The sequence below is a fragment of the Neisseria brasiliensis genome (assembly GCF_009671065.1).
Taxonomy (GTDB): Bacteria; Pseudomonadota; Gammaproteobacteria; order Burkholderiales; family Neisseriaceae; genus Neisseria; species Neisseria brasiliensis.
In genome coordinates this window covers 1074622-1088605 of record NZ_CP046027.1, presented here as the reverse complement: position 1 = coordinate 1088605, position 13984 = coordinate 1074622, and the positions used below count along the sequence as shown (strand labels likewise).

The 13984-nt window shown below is 54.2% G+C and carries 23 protein-coding genes; 1 reads left to right on the top strand and 22 read right to left on the bottom strand.

Annotated features, from left to right (window positions below):
• Nucleotide 1: 1 nt before the first annotated feature.
• The 22 genes from GJV52_RS05560 to GJV52_RS05455 form a co-directional block, all read right to left on the bottom strand.
• The gene (locus GJV52_RS05560; protein ID WP_100563520.1) at nt 2–1393 is read right to left on the bottom strand and encodes a phage tail sheath family protein; all 1392 of its coding nucleotides are present in this window, start codon (nt 1391–1393) and stop codon (nt 2–4) included.
• Nucleotides 1393–1896, bottom strand: coding sequence for a Gp37 family protein (locus tag GJV52_RS05555; protein ID WP_100563518.1), 504 nt, complete (start codon nt 1894–1896; stop codon nt 1393–1395). Before GJV52_RS05555 ends, GJV52_RS05560 begins: the two co-directional genes overlap by 1 nt.
• Before the next feature lies 1 nt (nt 1897).
• Nucleotides 1898–2326, bottom strand: a complete 429-nt coding sequence (locus tag GJV52_RS05550; RefSeq protein WP_100563516.1) for a gp436 family protein — start codon at nt 2324–2326, stop codon at nt 1898–1900.
• On the bottom strand, nt 2326–2583 hold the full coding sequence (locus tag GJV52_RS05545) for a hypothetical protein (RefSeq protein ID WP_100563514.1): 258 nt from the start codon (nt 2581–2583) through the stop codon (nt 2326–2328). Before GJV52_RS05545 ends, GJV52_RS05550 begins: the two co-directional genes overlap by 1 nt.
• Before the next feature lie 2 nt (nt 2584–2585).
• Nucleotides 2586–2918, bottom strand: coding sequence for a capsid cement protein (locus tag GJV52_RS05540; protein WP_100563512.1), 333 nt, complete (start codon nt 2916–2918; stop codon nt 2586–2588).
• Between the two features lie 58 nt (nt 2919–2976).
• Nucleotides 2977–3912, bottom strand: a complete 936-nt coding sequence (locus tag GJV52_RS05535; RefSeq protein ID WP_100563510.1) for a major capsid protein — start codon at nt 3910–3912, stop codon at nt 2977–2979.
• Nucleotides 3913–3953: 41 nt separating this feature from the next.
• Nucleotides 3954–5087 carry a 2-oxoacid:acceptor oxidoreductase gene (locus GJV52_RS05530; protein WP_100563508.1) on the bottom strand — a complete coding sequence of 378 codons (1134 nt, stop codon included), beginning with the start codon at nt 5085–5087 and terminating at the stop codon, nt 3954–3956.
• 277 nt (nt 5088–5364) lie between these two features.
• Nucleotides 5365–5703, bottom strand: a complete 339-nt coding sequence (locus tag GJV52_RS05525; protein ID WP_100563506.1) for a Mor transcription activator family protein — start codon at nt 5701–5703, stop codon at nt 5365–5367.
• On the bottom strand, nt 5696–6172 hold the full coding sequence (locus GJV52_RS05520) for a gp16 family protein (RefSeq protein ID WP_100563504.1): 477 nt from the start codon (nt 6170–6172) through the stop codon (nt 5696–5698). The genes GJV52_RS05525 and GJV52_RS05520 overlap by 8 nt, the downstream gene beginning before the upstream one ends.
• Nucleotides 6173–6347: 175 nt before the next feature.
• The gene (locus GJV52_RS05515) at nt 6348–6638 is read right to left on the bottom strand and encodes an HU family DNA-binding protein (protein ID WP_100563502.1); all 291 of its coding nucleotides are present in this window, start codon (nt 6636–6638) and stop codon (nt 6348–6350) included.
• Nucleotides 6639–6691: 53 nt separating this feature from the next.
• Nucleotides 6692–7297, bottom strand: a complete 606-nt coding sequence (locus tag GJV52_RS05510; RefSeq protein ID WP_100563500.1) for a DUF3164 family protein — start codon at nt 7295–7297, stop codon at nt 6692–6694.
• Nucleotides 7294–7758, bottom strand: a complete 465-nt coding sequence (locus GJV52_RS05505) for a hypothetical protein (protein ID WP_100563498.1) — start codon at nt 7756–7758, stop codon at nt 7294–7296. The genes GJV52_RS05510 and GJV52_RS05505 overlap by 4 nt, the downstream gene beginning before the upstream one ends.
• Nucleotides 7742–8251, bottom strand: coding sequence for a hypothetical protein (locus GJV52_RS05500; RefSeq protein WP_100563496.1), 510 nt, complete (start codon nt 8249–8251; stop codon nt 7742–7744). The genes GJV52_RS05505 and GJV52_RS05500 overlap by 17 nt, the downstream gene beginning before the upstream one ends.
• Nucleotides 8248–8496: a hypothetical protein gene (locus tag GJV52_RS05495; RefSeq protein ID WP_100563494.1), complete on the bottom strand. Its 249-nt coding sequence runs from the start codon at nt 8494–8496 to the stop codon at nt 8248–8250. The genes GJV52_RS05500 and GJV52_RS05495 overlap by 4 nt, the downstream gene beginning before the upstream one ends.
• A 1-nt stretch (nt 8497) precedes the next feature.
• The gene (locus GJV52_RS05490) at nt 8498–8710 is read right to left on the bottom strand and encodes a hypothetical protein (protein WP_100563492.1); all 213 of its coding nucleotides are present in this window, start codon (nt 8708–8710) and stop codon (nt 8498–8500) included.
• The gene (locus tag GJV52_RS05485; protein WP_100563490.1) at nt 8707–8910 is read right to left on the bottom strand and encodes a hypothetical protein; all 204 of its coding nucleotides are present in this window, start codon (nt 8908–8910) and stop codon (nt 8707–8709) included. Before GJV52_RS05485 ends, GJV52_RS05490 begins: the two co-directional genes overlap by 4 nt.
• The gene (locus tag GJV52_RS05480; RefSeq protein WP_100563488.1) at nt 8910–10052 is read right to left on the bottom strand and encodes an ExeA family protein; all 1143 of its coding nucleotides are present in this window, start codon (nt 10050–10052) and stop codon (nt 8910–8912) included. The genes GJV52_RS05485 and GJV52_RS05480 overlap by 1 nt, the downstream gene beginning before the upstream one ends.
• Before the next feature lie 40 nt (nt 10053–10092).
• Nucleotides 10093–11871 carry a DDE-type integrase/transposase/recombinase gene (locus GJV52_RS05475; RefSeq protein ID WP_100563486.1) on the bottom strand — a complete coding sequence of 593 codons (1779 nt, stop codon included), beginning with the start codon at nt 11869–11871 and terminating at the stop codon, nt 10093–10095.
• Nucleotides 11868–12728, bottom strand: a complete 861-nt coding sequence (locus tag GJV52_RS05470) for a DUF3102 domain-containing protein (protein ID WP_100563484.1) — start codon at nt 12726–12728, stop codon at nt 11868–11870. The genes GJV52_RS05475 and GJV52_RS05470 overlap by 4 nt, the downstream gene beginning before the upstream one ends.
• Before the next feature lie 44 nt (nt 12729–12772).
• A complete protein-coding gene (locus GJV52_RS05465; RefSeq protein ID WP_369832057.1) occupies nt 12773–13060 on the bottom strand; it encodes a DNA-binding protein in 288 nt (95 codons plus the stop codon).
• A gap of 3 nt (nt 13061–13063) precedes the next feature.
• Nucleotides 13064–13297, bottom strand: coding sequence for a hypothetical protein (locus tag GJV52_RS05460; RefSeq protein ID WP_100563480.1), 234 nt, complete (start codon nt 13295–13297; stop codon nt 13064–13066).
• On the bottom strand, nt 13287–13514 hold the full coding sequence (locus GJV52_RS05455) for a DNA-binding protein (protein WP_100563478.1): 228 nt from the start codon (nt 13512–13514) through the stop codon (nt 13287–13289). Before GJV52_RS05455 ends, GJV52_RS05460 begins: the two co-directional genes overlap by 11 nt.
• Before the next feature lie 61 nt (nt 13515–13575).
• Here GJV52_RS05455 and GJV52_RS05450 point away from each other — a divergent pair, with 61 nt between their 5' ends.
• Complete coding sequence (locus GJV52_RS05450) at nt 13576–13926, top strand: hypothetical protein (RefSeq protein WP_157798114.1); 351 nt, start codon at nt 13576–13578, stop codon at nt 13924–13926.
• Nucleotides 13927–13984 lie beyond the last annotated feature (58 nt).

Here is a 13984-nt window from a genome sequence, read left to right as displayed (position 1 = left end):
CTTAATTACCGCTGACCAAATTGGCCAAATATTTACGGGTCATCACCGACTTGTTACTGATGCGCTCGGCAGGCAGCTTCGGCGTGTATTCGTACACAATCGGCACCTGACCTTTGCTGAAGGCATCGACCAAGTCGTAGTCGTAATCCAAATCCAGCGAGAAGCCGACAATACTTGGCAGCGTAGACAAATAAGTGCGGATGGTCTCCAGCAGGCTGTCGAGCAAGGCATCGTCAATCGGACGGTCGATGTACTGCAGCTCAACGCGGCGGATGGATTCGTCAATCAAGTCGCCGGTGCGCTGCGCCACTTCGAAGTTTTTGATGTGCGAAACGGTCGGCCAACACGCCAAGCGGTTGCCCCACAAGCGGTAGCCGGTGCCGTAGCTGTTGAATACGGTGGTGATGCCTTTTTCGTTCAGGCGGTTGGTTTCGCTTTGCGGATCATCGGCACGGGCAGTCAGGCCGATTTCAAGGCCGGTCACGCCCAGCAATTCGCGGTTTGACTTGCTGACCCAATAGCCGTGCTCCACATCGGTTTTCATGCGCAGACCGGCGGCATGGGTGGCCAATGATTCCACACCAAGCGTGCCGATAACATGTGGGAAAAACAGCTCGGCGCGGTCGCTTGATGTTTGGAAATTAATCGTACCCAACGCACCACGGCCTTCCAACGCCTTGCTCAAGGTCGTGCCTGTCGGCGCGTTGATGTACGCAATCGCTTGCAGCTTGGCGGCCAAGGTAATCGCAGCGGCAGCAACTTTGGCCGTTTTATCATACTCCGGCACAATCACAATCTTGGCATCTGCACCGTAGCGGTTGTAGCCTTCGGTCAGCAACTCCAAACCGGTGCGCTTGCCCGTGGCCGCGACATAGCCGCCGATGATGTCTTCTTCGGTGACCTTGGTCGGGTCAGTGTAGGTGTAGCTGATTTTCGGCGCGGCAGGCTTAGCGGTAAACGTGATTTCGCCGCTCACCATATCCATGGTGTAGTTTTCGCCTTCGGCTAACGGAGAATCGCCGTCTGAAACGGTATAGCCGCTCTGCAATGCAGGATGTTTGGTCTTGGCCGTCAAGGTATCGGCATCAACCGCCAATACCTCATCGCTGACTTGCGATTTATGCTTGGCCGGGTCGCAGACGTTGACCACATACGCCACGCCGGACGCATAGCGTGTCCAAATATTGGCGGCATCCGGCAGGGTGAAACCGACATTCGTCAGCGCGGAAAATTGGGAAAAGTCTTTAATTGTCGAGCAAACGGTCAACTCATTGACCGCACCGATAGGTGCGGTGCCGACCATCGCAGTAATTGCACCGTCAACGGTATAGACGGCGTTGCTGCCGCCGTCGACACGCTGGGTTTCGGTGCCGTGATGAAATGCTGCTGCCATTATGGAGCCTCCTTCAGTTTCAAATCTTGTTCGTGCGGGTCGCCACTTTCGCGCGGCCGCGTTCGGGTAAATAACGGCTTATTTTCAGGCTGATACACCTGCACCTGCTGGGTTTCAGTCTGCACCGTCAATTCATACTGCCACGCGCCCGCGTCTTCGCTTAAAAAACGCTCGGCCAACAAGTGGCAGGGCAAGCAGTTGGTTGGGCGGAAGCCGACAATAGCCAAGCGCGTCTCGTCCAAAATCGCCAGCGTACCTTCATCTCCGTGCAGATTGCTGCCGATAATCGTCAGTACCAAAGTGATGTCGCGCTGCTGGGCAATACTGCCCAAATGCTCCAAAGCGGTGAACTTGCTGCCGCCGTAGCCCACCAAAATCGCGCCGGTCGGATGAATAAACTGATATTCAGACGGCCGCTCCGGAAACGCTTCAACGATGACCCACGGGATGGCCTGCTGCAAATGCTCAACCACCGAGTCAATAACCGGACGTGTGGCACTCATGTCAGTATCCCGTCATATCAATGCGTGAGCCGCCGCGCGTGTGATACGCGCCGGGTTCCGGCTGCGCCTGTTTGTCCAAAGTATCAACGCCGATATGGATTTTGCCGTCGCGGATGGCTTCCAACGTTTTCAAAGTCGCGTTGTAAGCGGTCTCCAACGTCTTCGGAAAATCTGCCCGATTGATGCGGCGCGAGTGCAAGAAATGGCGGGCAATGTTGATACACAACGGCGGCAACACCGTCGGCACCGACTTGAGCGGCAGCGGGTAGCGGCCACGCAAGTAGCCGTCAACCAAGTCGCAGGCATAGCGGATGGCTTCATCCACCACCGCCATGTCCGGCTCAGTCGCACGCGGCTCATCATTGGTCAACTGCACCAATTCGACCTTGCTCATCGCTTTCATCATGTTATCGGCGTTGATGTAATACATTACGCGTCTGCCTTTGTTTTGCGTTGCGTTTTGGTTTTGGACTCAGGCTCGGCAGCCGGGTCGGCTTCAGGCGGTGTTTGCTCGTCTTGCTGCGCTTCCAACTCTTCGCCGGTGGTCAATGTCGGGGTCACGTGTGCGGCCACCAATTCATATTGCGCCGGAGTCAGCTCGACTGCTTCTCCGGTTTCCACGCGGAATTCTTTGCCTTGGCCGTCTTGCAAAATCAACGGTGTGTTAGCGATATAGACTTTAGCCATGATTAACCTTTCAACAAAACACGGATGGTTTCACCTGCACCGGCCGCAGCCGTCAGGGCAGTACCGGCAATCTTGGCCGCACCGGTCACCGCGCAACCTTGCGCATCGGCACCGACTTCTGCACCAGTAGCAATTTCGCCACCGGCTTCAACCACCGCAATACCGACCACATCAACCGCCGCCGTATCGCCGTTGGCCACATCATACGGCGCAACACCCAATACCGCTTCACCGGCCTTAGCCTGTGCGCCTGCAAAATTGACAAAGCGGTCTTTCACAATCTCGCCCGTCGCTGTAATGGTGGCGACCAGCACCACGTTTTTTGTTTGAGACATATCTTTCTCCCAGGCCGTCTGAACATTTCAGACGGCCTTTAATAATTAACCCACTGCATTAATCCACGGCGTTTTCAAATAAGAAACCGCACGCACTGCCCACGACCGCCGCCTTGCGGATGTCGGTATAGCGGGTATATTCCACCTTGCCGCCAACTTCTTCGTAGCGGTCGACCAGCGGCATACCGCGACGGCGGAAGGTGTAGCCGAATGACGGCTCGCCCTCGTCATTGCCATCGGCAACCAAATGCGGGCGCACGATCAGGCTGGCAAATTTGCCCCATACGTCTTTCGTGGCTTTACCGCCTGCCGGAGTAGACACCGCTTCGCCGACGATGATGTCTTCCAGTTGGAGCAGGTTTTTCAACTGCTCAACGCTCAACAGGGTTTTTCGTTCGTTCGCACCCAATGACTTAATCAGATCAGGATGGCGTTTCAGCGCCGACAATACGCTGGCACCCACCACCAACACGCTTGGGCGCACGCCGCAAGCGGCACGCACGGTTTCACGCGCGGTTTCAATATCGGCCAACGGATTGGAGTCTTCGGCCGACCATTGTTTGGTCGCCGTCAAATCCTTGGTATGGCCGGATTGATAGGCCGATTTCGCCTGCAGCAAAGCAGCGGTTTCAATTTCTTGGCGCAGCTGCACACCCTTGGTGGCGCGGCGTGTCGCTTTGGCTTGCTCGTTAAAGAGCGATTCCGCTTGCTCGCGGTAGTCCACACCGGCCGCCAAATCGTGTTCTTCCAGCACCACCGGCAGATGGTTCGGCGAGTCCAAAGTAATCACGTTAGACGCTGCACCGACGGCACGTTGGGTGTCATACTCGACAAACGAGCCTTTGCCGAACACCGGCACTTGCACACCTTCTTTATCGGTCAATACCTGTGGAAAAATCTTTTCAGCGATAAACTCGGCATTTTTATAGCCGACCGCCAGATTGGTTAAAACGGGGTCGATTTGACCGCGTAATTTGCGCAAATGAACGCTCATGTTTCTTCCTTTTTAAATGCGACGACGTCGTCGCTTTTGGGTTAAACGGCGGTGCGGCGTGCCGCTTCTTCGTAGGGGATACCTTCCTTGGCTGCCAAGGCCACAGCGCGTTCGTGGTGGCTCAGCGCGTCAGGATTGGCCGCTTCGGCAAAATCGGCAGACAGGCCGCCGGTGGCTGCCGGTGCTGCACCTTTGGCATGATGGCCGCTTGGCAATACTTCGGGCAGGCCGCGCAAGAATTGGCGCAACGCTTCGCCGATGGTGCTGCCTTCGCCAAACTCCACGCTGGTCTGCTCAGGGTAGTCGGCAAAATCCAACACTTGCACCATTAATGCTTTGTCAGCCGGTTTCAGACGGCCTTCTTTCACCAAGGCTTCGGCAAATTCGGCATTCTGCTCATGCTTGCCTTCGCGCAGGTCGCGCTCCTGTTCGTCTTTCAGGCGTTTCAGCTCCGCTTCCGCAGCAGCGGCCTTGGCTTCGGCTTGTTCACGGGCAGCTTTTTCGGCTGCCAACTGTTCTTCGGGCGACATAGGGGTCTCCTTGTTTTCATGGGTTTCAGGGTCGGTTGGGGTTGCAGGGTCGGCAAAAGCCGGTTCTAAAATTGGATCTTTCCATTTGGCAGCTTCTTCAATCGAATCAATCTGCCAGTTCGGTACGGCTTTATCCGCTTCCTCAATGCCGAATTTCTCAATCAAAAACTCGCGTAATCGACGAAACAGGCCTGCTGAGTAACTGTGAGCGGCTTCAGAAAACTCGACATACACATCATCTTCGGCAAAATTAATGGCGGATAAGCCTTTCACCGCAGGCGGTTGTGCGCCAAGAAAGCCGACATGGCGCAAATACCAAGAGCCGGGTTTCGGATTACTCGGACTGTCGGGCGGGTAGAAGCTGGCCGACACCTTTTTGTAGCGGCCGCTTTGCACCAAGCCGACAAAGTCATCGTCCATCTGCGCGAAATCGGCAGACAACACGCCGCCATCGGCGTGCAAGCCGCCCACCCAGCCATAGGCCGGTGCATCAGTTTTCGGATGGCCGACAACCAGCGGGGCTTCATGCAGCTTGGGGTCATACGCCGCAGCCGCCTGCGCAACATCCGCATCGGTAATCGTCACCGTGCGGCCGTTGTTGTCGGTGCGCGTGCCGGATTTAAAAATTTCAAAAAACTTTTTCACAAAAAAAGCCTCATCGGATTGATGAGGCTATTTTGGCAAAGGCCGTCTGAATCGGCTTTTAATGCAGTTTAAAACTTGCTTTTCCAAAAAGGCGCAAAAACGGTATTTTTAGCGCGTTTCACACTTAGGGTAGGCAAACCCCCGACCGAGCCGAGAAACGCAATATAAAAGCGGTCAGGACAAAACCTGACCGCTATTCTGATTTAAGAGCTGACTGTGCAGCAGATATACCGCATTGTGTTTCAACACACAGCACTTTATCCGGGTGCTGAATGGGTCAAAACAAGGCAATTTGCCGTCTGGCTCGCTCCTTGTTGCCTACCTCTCGAATAATCCTATAAACCTGCTGCACCGTCAAATCGAAGCGGCGGCTCAATTCCGCATGGTTTTTCCCGTTAAACGCCCGATACAGCTCCATATCGCGCTCGCTGATTTTGCCGATATGGTTTTTCGGGATATAAATCAGCTGGCCGCCCCAGTTGTCGGTAATGTGCCGCGCCACTTTTTTGGCCACTTCCAGCGCACGGCTTTTTTCCATCGCCAACTCGGCAATCAAGCAGGCAGCGGTTTGGTCTTCCAGATCGGCCACCAGCTCAGGTACTCTTTCATCAGCCACTTGCCACCCCCCGTTTCCTCCATGCCCGTTTTTCCCACTCTTTCAAATGCTCAATGACCTTGCTGGCATTGTCACTGTCCAACCAGCCGTGGTAATCCACACCCGTCATGCGCTTCACAAACTTGGCCAAACTCAATTCCGACGGGCTGCGTACTTCGCCCAAATCATGCAGGGTCAACCACAGCGCACGAATTTTCTTGATTTGCGCATCCACAGCCATATGCGCAGGCCGCACCTTGATGTCCGGCTTGGCCGCGCTGTTTTGCTTGGTTGTGACCACAAAGCCCTTGGCCTTCATCGCGCGGATGGCCAATTCCAGCTCGGCAATGCTCAGCTTGGTGCTGCTGGTTTTGCCGCATGACACATTGGCCAGCAATACCCGATAATCGTCATTACTCATCATCAATTGCGTTTTCGCCACGTGGATCAGGCGGATTAAACGCTGTTTGGTCTGCTTGGCGGTTTCCATCCCAATCCTTTCTGTTTCACTCTGTGAAACGTTGTTTCATTTATAGCGTAAAATCAATAAATTAGCGTTTATTCTATCCGCTTGCCATGTCGTTGGCAAATAAAAAAAGGCCGCCTGAAACCAGCTGCCTACTTGACGTTGACGACTGATTTCAGACGGCCTTTATTTAAACCGCTTACGAATTGAGTGCTTTTTTCAAATTGCTGCCTGCTTTAAATTTCGGGGCTTTGCGTGCAGGGAGCATTAAAGCTTCGCCGGTTTTCGGATTGCGCCCCATGCGCTCGGTGGTTTGGGCAACATAAAAAGTGCCGAAGCCCGTCAATTGCACATCGTTACCGGCCACCAGCTCTGCTTCGATAACATCTTCAAATGCAGCCAGCACCTTAGACACGTCTTCTTTACGAATATAATCGCTGTTGGAATTAATTTTCTCAACGACCGCATTTACCAATTCAGTTTTATTCATGATTGACTCCAAAAGGTTAATAAGCGGCAGACCGTGCCGCGCGGTTTGATTGTTTAAATCTTCGCAATATCCAAGCTTACCAGCTGATACTCACCGGCATCATCGCGTTTGTATACACGCACAAACTGCTTACTGGTATGCACTTGCAGGCTGTCGCTCAAGGCTTCCATTGCACGTTGCCATTTCTCGTCTTTGATTTCCAAACGGCGCAGGCCGAGTACGCGGGCGGTGGAGATATTGCCTTCCTTGTCCACCTGAAACGCTGCATTAATCAGCGTTTTCAGCTCACTGCGGCTGCCTTCTGTCCATTCGTTGATACACTCGTCAATTAGGGCTTTGGCTGCCAGCAAGCCCTCGTCAAACACCAGCGTGTCCTGCATTGAGAGGTTGACGCGGTAGGCTCCGTCGAAGCTGTGCAGGCTGACGTTGCCTTTTTTACCGCCCACTGCCACGTCGTAGCGGTCGGCGGAAAGCTGCACGAAGGCGGCGATGTCGGCCATCGAATCAGCCTTGAACGCGGCCATCTGCTGTTGCACCGTCTGCGCTTTGCCGACGATTTCCATCACCAGCTCATCGCGCAGCAAGTCGATTTCTTTGATATTGGCCAATGGCACTAAATTGCCCTTGGCATCTTGGCGGTATTGGGTTAAATCAGTCATTTTTTCGTCTCTTTCTGCCTTGCGGCATAAATCCGTTTGCATTCATCCACCGTCCGGTGTCTCGGTCCGTGTATCCAGTCGCGGTTCATACACGGTGCGTTTTGGGTCCTCAGTTCGGCAAAATGCCGTTTCAAAATCTCTATCTGCGCCTTGCCGTATTCGGTGCGGACGTGTTTCTTTTCCAGCTTCGGCACCATCTTTACGGGTAAGGGCGACAGATACTTCGCAAAATCGGCCGGATTAGGCCATTCGGTCTGCGTGGCGGCGATGTTTTCAAATGCCGCCTGAAAACGCGGTATGTCGCGCTCAGGCTGCCATTGCTGCTTGGCCAGCAGGCCGTACCAAACTTCGGCCACCGCTGTTAGGTCTTTCGCCGCCGGACGGCCTTTGAGGTTCAAGGCCGAGAGCAGCATAAAGCCTTTGGCGATTTCTTTTTTCAGCCAGTCATTCTCCTTCCTCATTTGCCCACTCCATTAAGTCGCCTACACCGCCTCGCAGTTTGCTTTGCGGCTCAGGCGGATGGTAGTGGCCGACCGCCGCTATGCCGTCTGTTGCGGTTGACCGTACTGCCGTTTTCTCGGGTGTCCAAAACGTGATGTTTTCCAGTAGAAAACCGTGGCTGGTTAAGGGCGTTTTCAGACGGCCTGCATTGCGTGCTTCAACACATCTTTCCGCCGCCCAAACCCAAGCCTCGCGTGGCGCAGGATAGATTGTGCGGTTACGCGTAATCTCTCCGGCCTGTATCATCGGGATTAACTCACCCAAAAGCTTTGAAACCCTGTTAAAACTCAAATCTTTTTCAGACGGCCTGAATAAAGTCAGGTAGCGCAGCAGCGCAATCAGCGGCTCTTGGGAAACTTTGGCCAGCGAAATCAGGGCTTCACGCGCGTCTTGATGGGCAATCAGCACTTCCAAACTCATGGTCGCGCCGCAGGCAGGGCAACGTACTTTCATACCGCCTCCTCAAAGCTTTTAAATACCGCTTCCATCTCGGCAAATACTTCCGGATGGTGCTCTTTTAAAAACTGCTCGAACACCTGCTGCATACCCATCCATTCGAAGACGAAGCCCTGCGGATGGCTTTCCCAAATCAGCCGCCTGAAAGCCTCCGGCGGGAAATAAGCGCGGTTTTTATCGTCAAAATCCCAAACTGCTTTTTCAATCTTTCTTTGCAGTTGGATTAACTGTTTTACATCCATCTCACGCCGCCTTTCTGCCTGCTAAGGCCAAATCCTTATGGTTCAAACAAGTCAAGGCCGTCTGAACCAAATATGCCTCGTCTTCGCCTTTGTCTGCCGATACCATCAGCAGGATAAATTCATCATTCAGGCTGCTCAGTTCGCAGCATAAAAAGCCTGAGCGTTCGCGCCATACTTTGGCTTTGATGTTGCCGTAATCACGTTCCACTTTCATCGCACACCTCCCACCGGCTCCAATACCACCGCTTTGGCCAATTCCGTCTCACTCATGCCGCCGTACGCCGCTTCCCATGCTTGGTCGGCGGCTTGGGCATCGGCAGCATGTGCCGGTTGGTTTTGGCAGCTCTGCAACATGGCCGTCAGTGCCACCGCCAATAAAACTACATAAGCAATCATTAAACGTTTCGCACTCATCACACACCCCGCACCACATCGCCATCTACCACATCAAACCCCAGCTCTGCCGCCTGATTCATGGCCGCGCTCACCAGATTGTTCACTGCCAAGGGATAGAGCAGGCTGTGCTGTTCCGTGCCTTGCTTGGTGCGGCTTTTTACCGTCAACCGTTCGGCCACCGCATCAATCGCGCTGCCGTCCATCACTTTGGCCAAGTCCGCACCGGCGCGGGCAAACTTGTGTTTCAGATAGCCTTCCAGCTTGCCGTCGGTCAGTGGCATCAGCGTCACCACTTCGCAGCGTTGCACGACTTCGCGCACGCTTGGGTTGTTTTCCGAGAGCTTTTGCGCCAATTCGGTTTGGCCGATGAGCACAATCCCCAGCAGGCGTTCAAAACCCGATTTCAATTCAAAAAAGCGTTTCAGGTGTTTCAAAGTCGGTATCGGCAGGCCGTGCGCTTCTTCGATAATCAGCACATGTTTGTTACCGGCTTTGGCTGATTCGGTCAGGGCGCGGTGGATTTGGGCAAAACGCGCTTCAGGGCTGCGTTTGGGCGATACATTCGGCGCAACCGCTGCCAAAACCGCTTCGGCGATATGCACCGCTTTCAAGGTTTTGCCTTTTTGGTCGTTGTCTTCCATCGCCAGCACATAAGGCTCAATCATCACGATTTGACGGCCTTCGCGGTTAATGCGGTCTTGCAGGTCTTCGCGCAAAGTCGATTTGCCCGCGCCGCTTTCGCCGACCACCGCCACAAAACCGCCGTGGCAGGCCGTCTGAAACATCGCCTCGCGCACATAGCGCACATCAGGGGTCATGTACACATCGTCGGCAGACTGGATTTCATCGTTAAACGGGTCTTTAAAAATGCCGAAGTGTTGCTTGGCGGCTTGTGTCAGGGTTGCTTTTCGTAATAACATCTCTTTGTCCTCGCTTTCGTTAGGGTGGGCAGGTGCGGCTTCCGGCTCGTTTCTCAGGCCAGCGGGAATATCCGCACCATTTGTTTCAAAATACTGTTTCAGTTTCTCGCGCAGCTTGTCTGCGCCTTTTTTCGGCCATCGTCCGTGGTTGACCACCGCCACCAGCATGGGCTTGCTGCAGCCGATTTCGGCAGCGGCGGTGGCGTAGGATTTGCCGATTTTCTGAAAATCCTGCTTCATCGTTTCCTCCGCCAAATGCGACGACGCCGTCGCATTTGGTTTAACCGGTTTTGTGTAATTTCAGACGGCCTGCCGTTTTCAGACGGCCTTCCACTTCGTCAAGCTGGCTGGCCAGCACCCCGTCCGGATAATTCGCCTTGATGAATGCGACTGCCTGTTTCCAGTCGCCGCCTGCGGCTTCGATACGCGGCTTCAGCAGCTTGGCCATTTCCACCTTGCTCAACACCTGTTCGGCCACTTCCATGCGGTTGTATTCCATCTGTTGGCCGCTCTTCTCAATGTAGAGCGTATTGCGTGTGGCCAGCGTGTCTTCTTGGTGCTTGTAGGGGTCGATTTCGCCGCCGAATGGCACCGCCTTGCCTTTGCGCTTGGCTGCGGCTTCGTCCAAGGTTTCCGCGCCCATCGCCAGTTTGTCGAGTTCCTTTTTGTGTTGCTGCGCTGCCGTGTCGCCGTGGGCGTTGTATTCCGCCCCGATAACCGCCGCATCAGCGCGGAAACCCATCTCGTCAAACACCACTTCAGGCACGGCCACCCATGTTTCATGGCCGTCTGCATCAAATGTTGCCACGCGTGCGCCGTCGGTTTCCCAAGGGTTTTTGGCCACCAGCAGTTTCTGCCCGACCAACACGCCCTTGATGTCCTTCACGCTGTACACGCGGCCGCCGAAGCGGATTTCCAAATCGGGCGACACTTTCGCTTCTTTCGGTGCGCTCACCGCCAGCTCGCGGCAGTAATCGGCAGGGGGCGGCAGAATCAGTTGCTCGGCCTTGATTTTGTTCCACGCCTGATAGCGGGTCATGCCGTGGCGGCTGTGTTTCTGTGTGCCGTTGTAGTAGCGCATCCAATGCTCGGCCAAGCGGTTGAGCTGGTCGATGTCGTGGATTTCGGTAAAGCGCAGGCCGCTTTCAAAGGCCGTCTCCACGATGTCGTTGGCTTTTTCCACTTGCCCCTTGGCGCGTGAGTTGCCCGGCTTGTTAATCTGCACATGCACATCCAGCGACTTACACAGATTTTTAAACGCTGCCGAAGTATTCGCGCTGCCGGGGTCAAGCATCACCATCCGTGGCACACCGCGAAACGGGTCTTTCAGCGTGTCGGCTTTCGCCTGCATCATGTAGATAAAGAAATCACACAAGTTCGCGCTGGTCTCGCCACCGAAGTAATACTGCACAGCAATCGTGCCGCTGGCGTGATCCGTGCCGGTGTATCGCCATACGCGGTCTTGCTCAATCTTCACCACGTTTTTCGGCTTGTTTTTGTAAAACTCTTCCTCTTTCATCACCCGCAGCCCCGTGTCCTTGCCATGTCGCGGCAGGTAATACAACACACACAAGCTCGGATCGATTTGCCAGCAATGGTTCGGGTGTTCCGATTTCATGCGGCTGACAGGGTCGGGCTGCAAAAGCTGGTCGGGGTGCAGCTTGTATTCACGCAGGGCGCGGGTGATGGTGGATTCCGAAAGCGGCATCACTTCGCCGGTTTCCTCATCAATCCGAGCCGCTTCGATTTTGCCGTTGGCGCGAAGCATTTCCACCGCCTGCCGCACCGCCATCAGCCGCTTGCCGTTGCGCCGCATCGCCTCCATCAACACCGCCGAAATCAGCTTGGCTTCATCAAGGCTCAATTCCGATTTGCCCGCATCGCTGCGGCGTTTGCGGCTCGGCTTCACTGCCACCGCTTCCAGTTTTCGGTATAAAGTTGCCAGACTCATATTCAATTCTCCTGCCTGTTGTTTCAAATACGCGCTGCGTTCGCCCCATCCGAGCCGCGCAGCCTGTTGGCTGACTGCCGCCAGCCGTTCCAAAAGTGCCGCATTCATTCCGCCTCCTGCTGATCAGAGGGCAGCCATTCCGGCTCCACCGTTTCCGGAGCCTGCACCGGAAGATTGAAGTTTTCCCGCAAAATTTCGCAGTCCAAAATAATCTGATTGATCGTGCCGACCATCTTGGCACGGTGGTCGAAGCCATGCGCCGTTGCGTGCGCATTCATCTGCTCGAACAAATCTTTCAGCCGACTCACTTGGCTGCGGATACCCACTTCCAAACTCGTCAGCTGCATCATCAGCTCGCTGCCCACATCTTCCGCTTTCGGCTCTTTTACCGTCTTTTTGCTGCGCTCCAGCTTCTCGGCATACTCATCAATCTTCCTGCTTTTATCGGCAATCACCTTATCTTTCGCTTCCGCCGTTTCGCGGCTTTCGCGTAAGGCCACACGCAGCTCGCGCACCGTCATGCGGTCGACATCGTCCAGCGTCAGGCCGTTGACTTCTTCGCCTTCGGCCAAGCCCACCAGCGTGACGTCTTCTTCAACCAAGAGTTCCAGCAGTTTCGATTTGCCCAAATCCATCAGTTTCGGCGCGGCTTTTTGCATTTGTGGCGTGGCGAAACGTTGGGTAGCGGAGATCAGGCGAGCTGCTGTACTTTTATCAATGCCAAATTGGGTTTTGACAATTTCAGTAAAACGTCCATGCTCGGTATGCTCTTTCAACACAATCAGCGCACGCCCCAACTCAAACATGCCTTCCATGGTTTGTCGTACCGCCAAGCGGCCGCGCTCAATCCAGCGTTCTTCGCTGTAAATCTCGCCATTGCCCCATTGCTCCATTACCATCACGCTGTGCGCCGCTTGGTAGTTTTGCGCGACTGTGACATTCATTGCTTCAATTTCGTTACTCATTTTTCATCTCCAAAAGTTGCGACGTCGCAACTTTTCAAAATCCGTTAATACATCTGCGTGCGTCTCAGCACTTCCGCCAAGTGCCGCTCCAAATCTTCCTGCTGCCGTCTGAAACGCTCGGCGATTTGCAAAGTCTTTATGCTGTAGGCAAAATTGCCGTTATCCAGCCTGGTTACCAGTCCCTCGGCAATCAAATCCTCCAAATCGCGGCTCACATGCACCGGCGAAATACCGAGGCCGTCTGAAATCTCTTTGTTGCTGATGCCGATAATCGGGTGGGCTTCCAAAGCCTTAAATACTTTCAGCAGCCGCGTGCCTTTTTCACTCGCCATGATTTATTCCTCCGCATCTTTCAATTTCCAAACATGCTTGAAGCGGACTTCATCTCGGTATAAGTCATGCTCGATGATGATGTCGGTTTCGGCCACTTCCTTACCCTCATCGGTCAGGGCTTCCAAAACCTCAAGCCATTCACCCACACCTTCCAAAATCAGCCGGTGGTTTTTAGATAACCCCCGATAAGCATATAAAAAATTGCTTTCGGCTTCGTTGGGTTTATCAGCTTTCATCGCTTTGCTCCTTCAGCCCCAGCATCACCGCCGCTTCGTGGCTTTTGCCGAAATTGCCTTTCAGCTTGCCGCGCAAGAGATGCTCCACCGTGGTGCGCTCCAGATTGAAATATTTCGCCCAATGCGCCTTGCACACCCCGTTGCGCTTAAACCACTTGGCCGCGCTCTCGCGCGTTTGCGGATAGGGAATAGGCTTGAAATTCAAAGGTTTTTCCATATTGCTTATGCCTTTCGTGTGATATAATGTGTTCGTTTTCTACCTTATTCGGAGACCTGAAATGGCAGATATATCAGCCCTGTTCCATATGTCTCGCGAAGAGTGCGAAGCTCTTCGTCTGTTACCAGAACGCTGTCGCCTTTTAGAAGAGAACCTAAGCGGTCTTCGCCGTCAGGTATGGCAAAGTGAAGCCGAGTCGGCCGCGCTGCGCGAAGTGCTGCGCGCGCTTTTTGCAGTTCTGCCGCCTGAGCAGCGGCAAGCGCTGCTGCTTCGCTTGCAAGAGCGGCCGCTTGAGCCGCCTGTGTGGACACTGCCCGAATCTGAGCAGACAGACGCCGCAGCGTACGCCGGCCGGCAGAGCGAGGTGTTTCTGGAATGGATTGCGGCTTTGCAGCCGCCGGTTTCGGATTAGATTTGCCCATTTTTTTCGTCCTTTCGTGTGATTGGATTGGTTGTTTTGTGTTTCGATG

Coding starts and splice junctions, on each gene's coding strand:
- GJV52_RS05540 (WP_100563512.1), bottom strand. CDS start 2,918: ATGTCTCAAACAAAAAACGTGGTGCTGGTCGCCACCATTACAGCGACG.
- GJV52_RS05450 (WP_157798114.1), top strand. CDS start 13,576: ATGGCAGATATATCAGCCCTGTTCCATATGTCTCGCGAAGAGTGCGAA.
- GJV52_RS05475 (WP_100563486.1), bottom strand. CDS start 11,871: ATGAATGCGGCACTTTTGGAACGGCTGGCGGCAGTCAGCCAACAGGCT.
- GJV52_RS05465 (WP_369832057.1), bottom strand. CDS start 13,060: ATGGCGAGTGAAAAAGGCACGCGGCTGCTGAAAGTATTTAAGGCTTTG.
- GJV52_RS05485 (WP_100563490.1), bottom strand. CDS start 8,910: ATGAGTGCGAAACGTTTAATGATTGCTTATGTAGTTTTATTGGCGGTG.
- GJV52_RS05460 (WP_100563480.1), bottom strand. CDS start 13,297: ATGAAAGCTGATAAACCCAACGAAGCCGAAAGCAATTTTTTATATGCT.
- GJV52_RS05480 (WP_100563488.1), bottom strand. CDS start 10,052: ATGAAGCAGGATTTTCAGAAAATCGGCAAATCCTACGCCACCGCCGCT.
- GJV52_RS05505 (WP_100563498.1), bottom strand. CDS start 7,758: ATGAGGAAGGAGAATGACTGGCTGAAAAAAGAAATCGCCAAAGGCTTT.
- GJV52_RS05515 (WP_100563502.1), bottom strand. CDS start 6,638: ATGAATAAAACTGAATTGGTAAATGCGGTCGTTGAGAAAATTAATTCC.
- GJV52_RS05555 (WP_100563518.1), bottom strand. CDS start 1,896: ATGAGTGCCACACGTCCGGTTATTGACTCGGTGGTTGAGCATTTGCAG.
- GJV52_RS05455 (WP_100563478.1), bottom strand. CDS start 13,514: ATGGAAAAACCTTTGAATTTCAAGCCTATTCCCTATCCGCAAACGCGC.
- GJV52_RS05550 (WP_100563516.1), bottom strand. CDS start 2,326: ATGTATTACATCAACGCCGATAACATGATGAAAGCGATGAGCAAGGTC.
- GJV52_RS05495 (WP_100563494.1), bottom strand. CDS start 8,496: ATGGATGTAAAACAGTTAATCCAACTGCAAAGAAAGATTGAAAAAGCA.
- GJV52_RS05470 (WP_100563484.1), bottom strand. CDS start 12,728: ATGAGTAACGAAATTGAAGCAATGAATGTCACAGTCGCGCAAAACTAC.
- GJV52_RS05545 (WP_100563514.1), bottom strand. CDS start 2,583: ATGGCTAAAGTCTATATCGCTAACACACCGTTGATTTTGCAAGACGGC.
- GJV52_RS05520 (WP_100563504.1), bottom strand. CDS start 6,172: ATGGAAACCGCCAAGCAGACCAAACAGCGTTTAATCCGCCTGATCCAC.
- GJV52_RS05490 (WP_100563492.1), bottom strand. CDS start 8,710: ATGAAAGTGGAACGTGATTACGGCAACATCAAAGCCAAAGTATGGCGC.
- GJV52_RS05510 (WP_100563500.1), bottom strand. CDS start 7,297: ATGACTGATTTAACCCAATACCGCCAAGATGCCAAGGGCAATTTAGTG.
- GJV52_RS05535 (WP_100563510.1), bottom strand. CDS start 3,912: ATGAGCGTTCATTTGCGCAAATTACGCGGTCAAATCGACCCCGTTTTA.
- GJV52_RS05560 (WP_100563520.1), bottom strand. CDS start 1,393: ATGGCAGCAGCATTTCATCACGGCACCGAAACCCAGCGTGTCGACGGC.
- GJV52_RS05500 (WP_100563496.1), bottom strand. CDS start 8,251: ATGAAAGTACGTTGCCCTGCCTGCGGCGCGACCATGAGTTTGGAAGTG.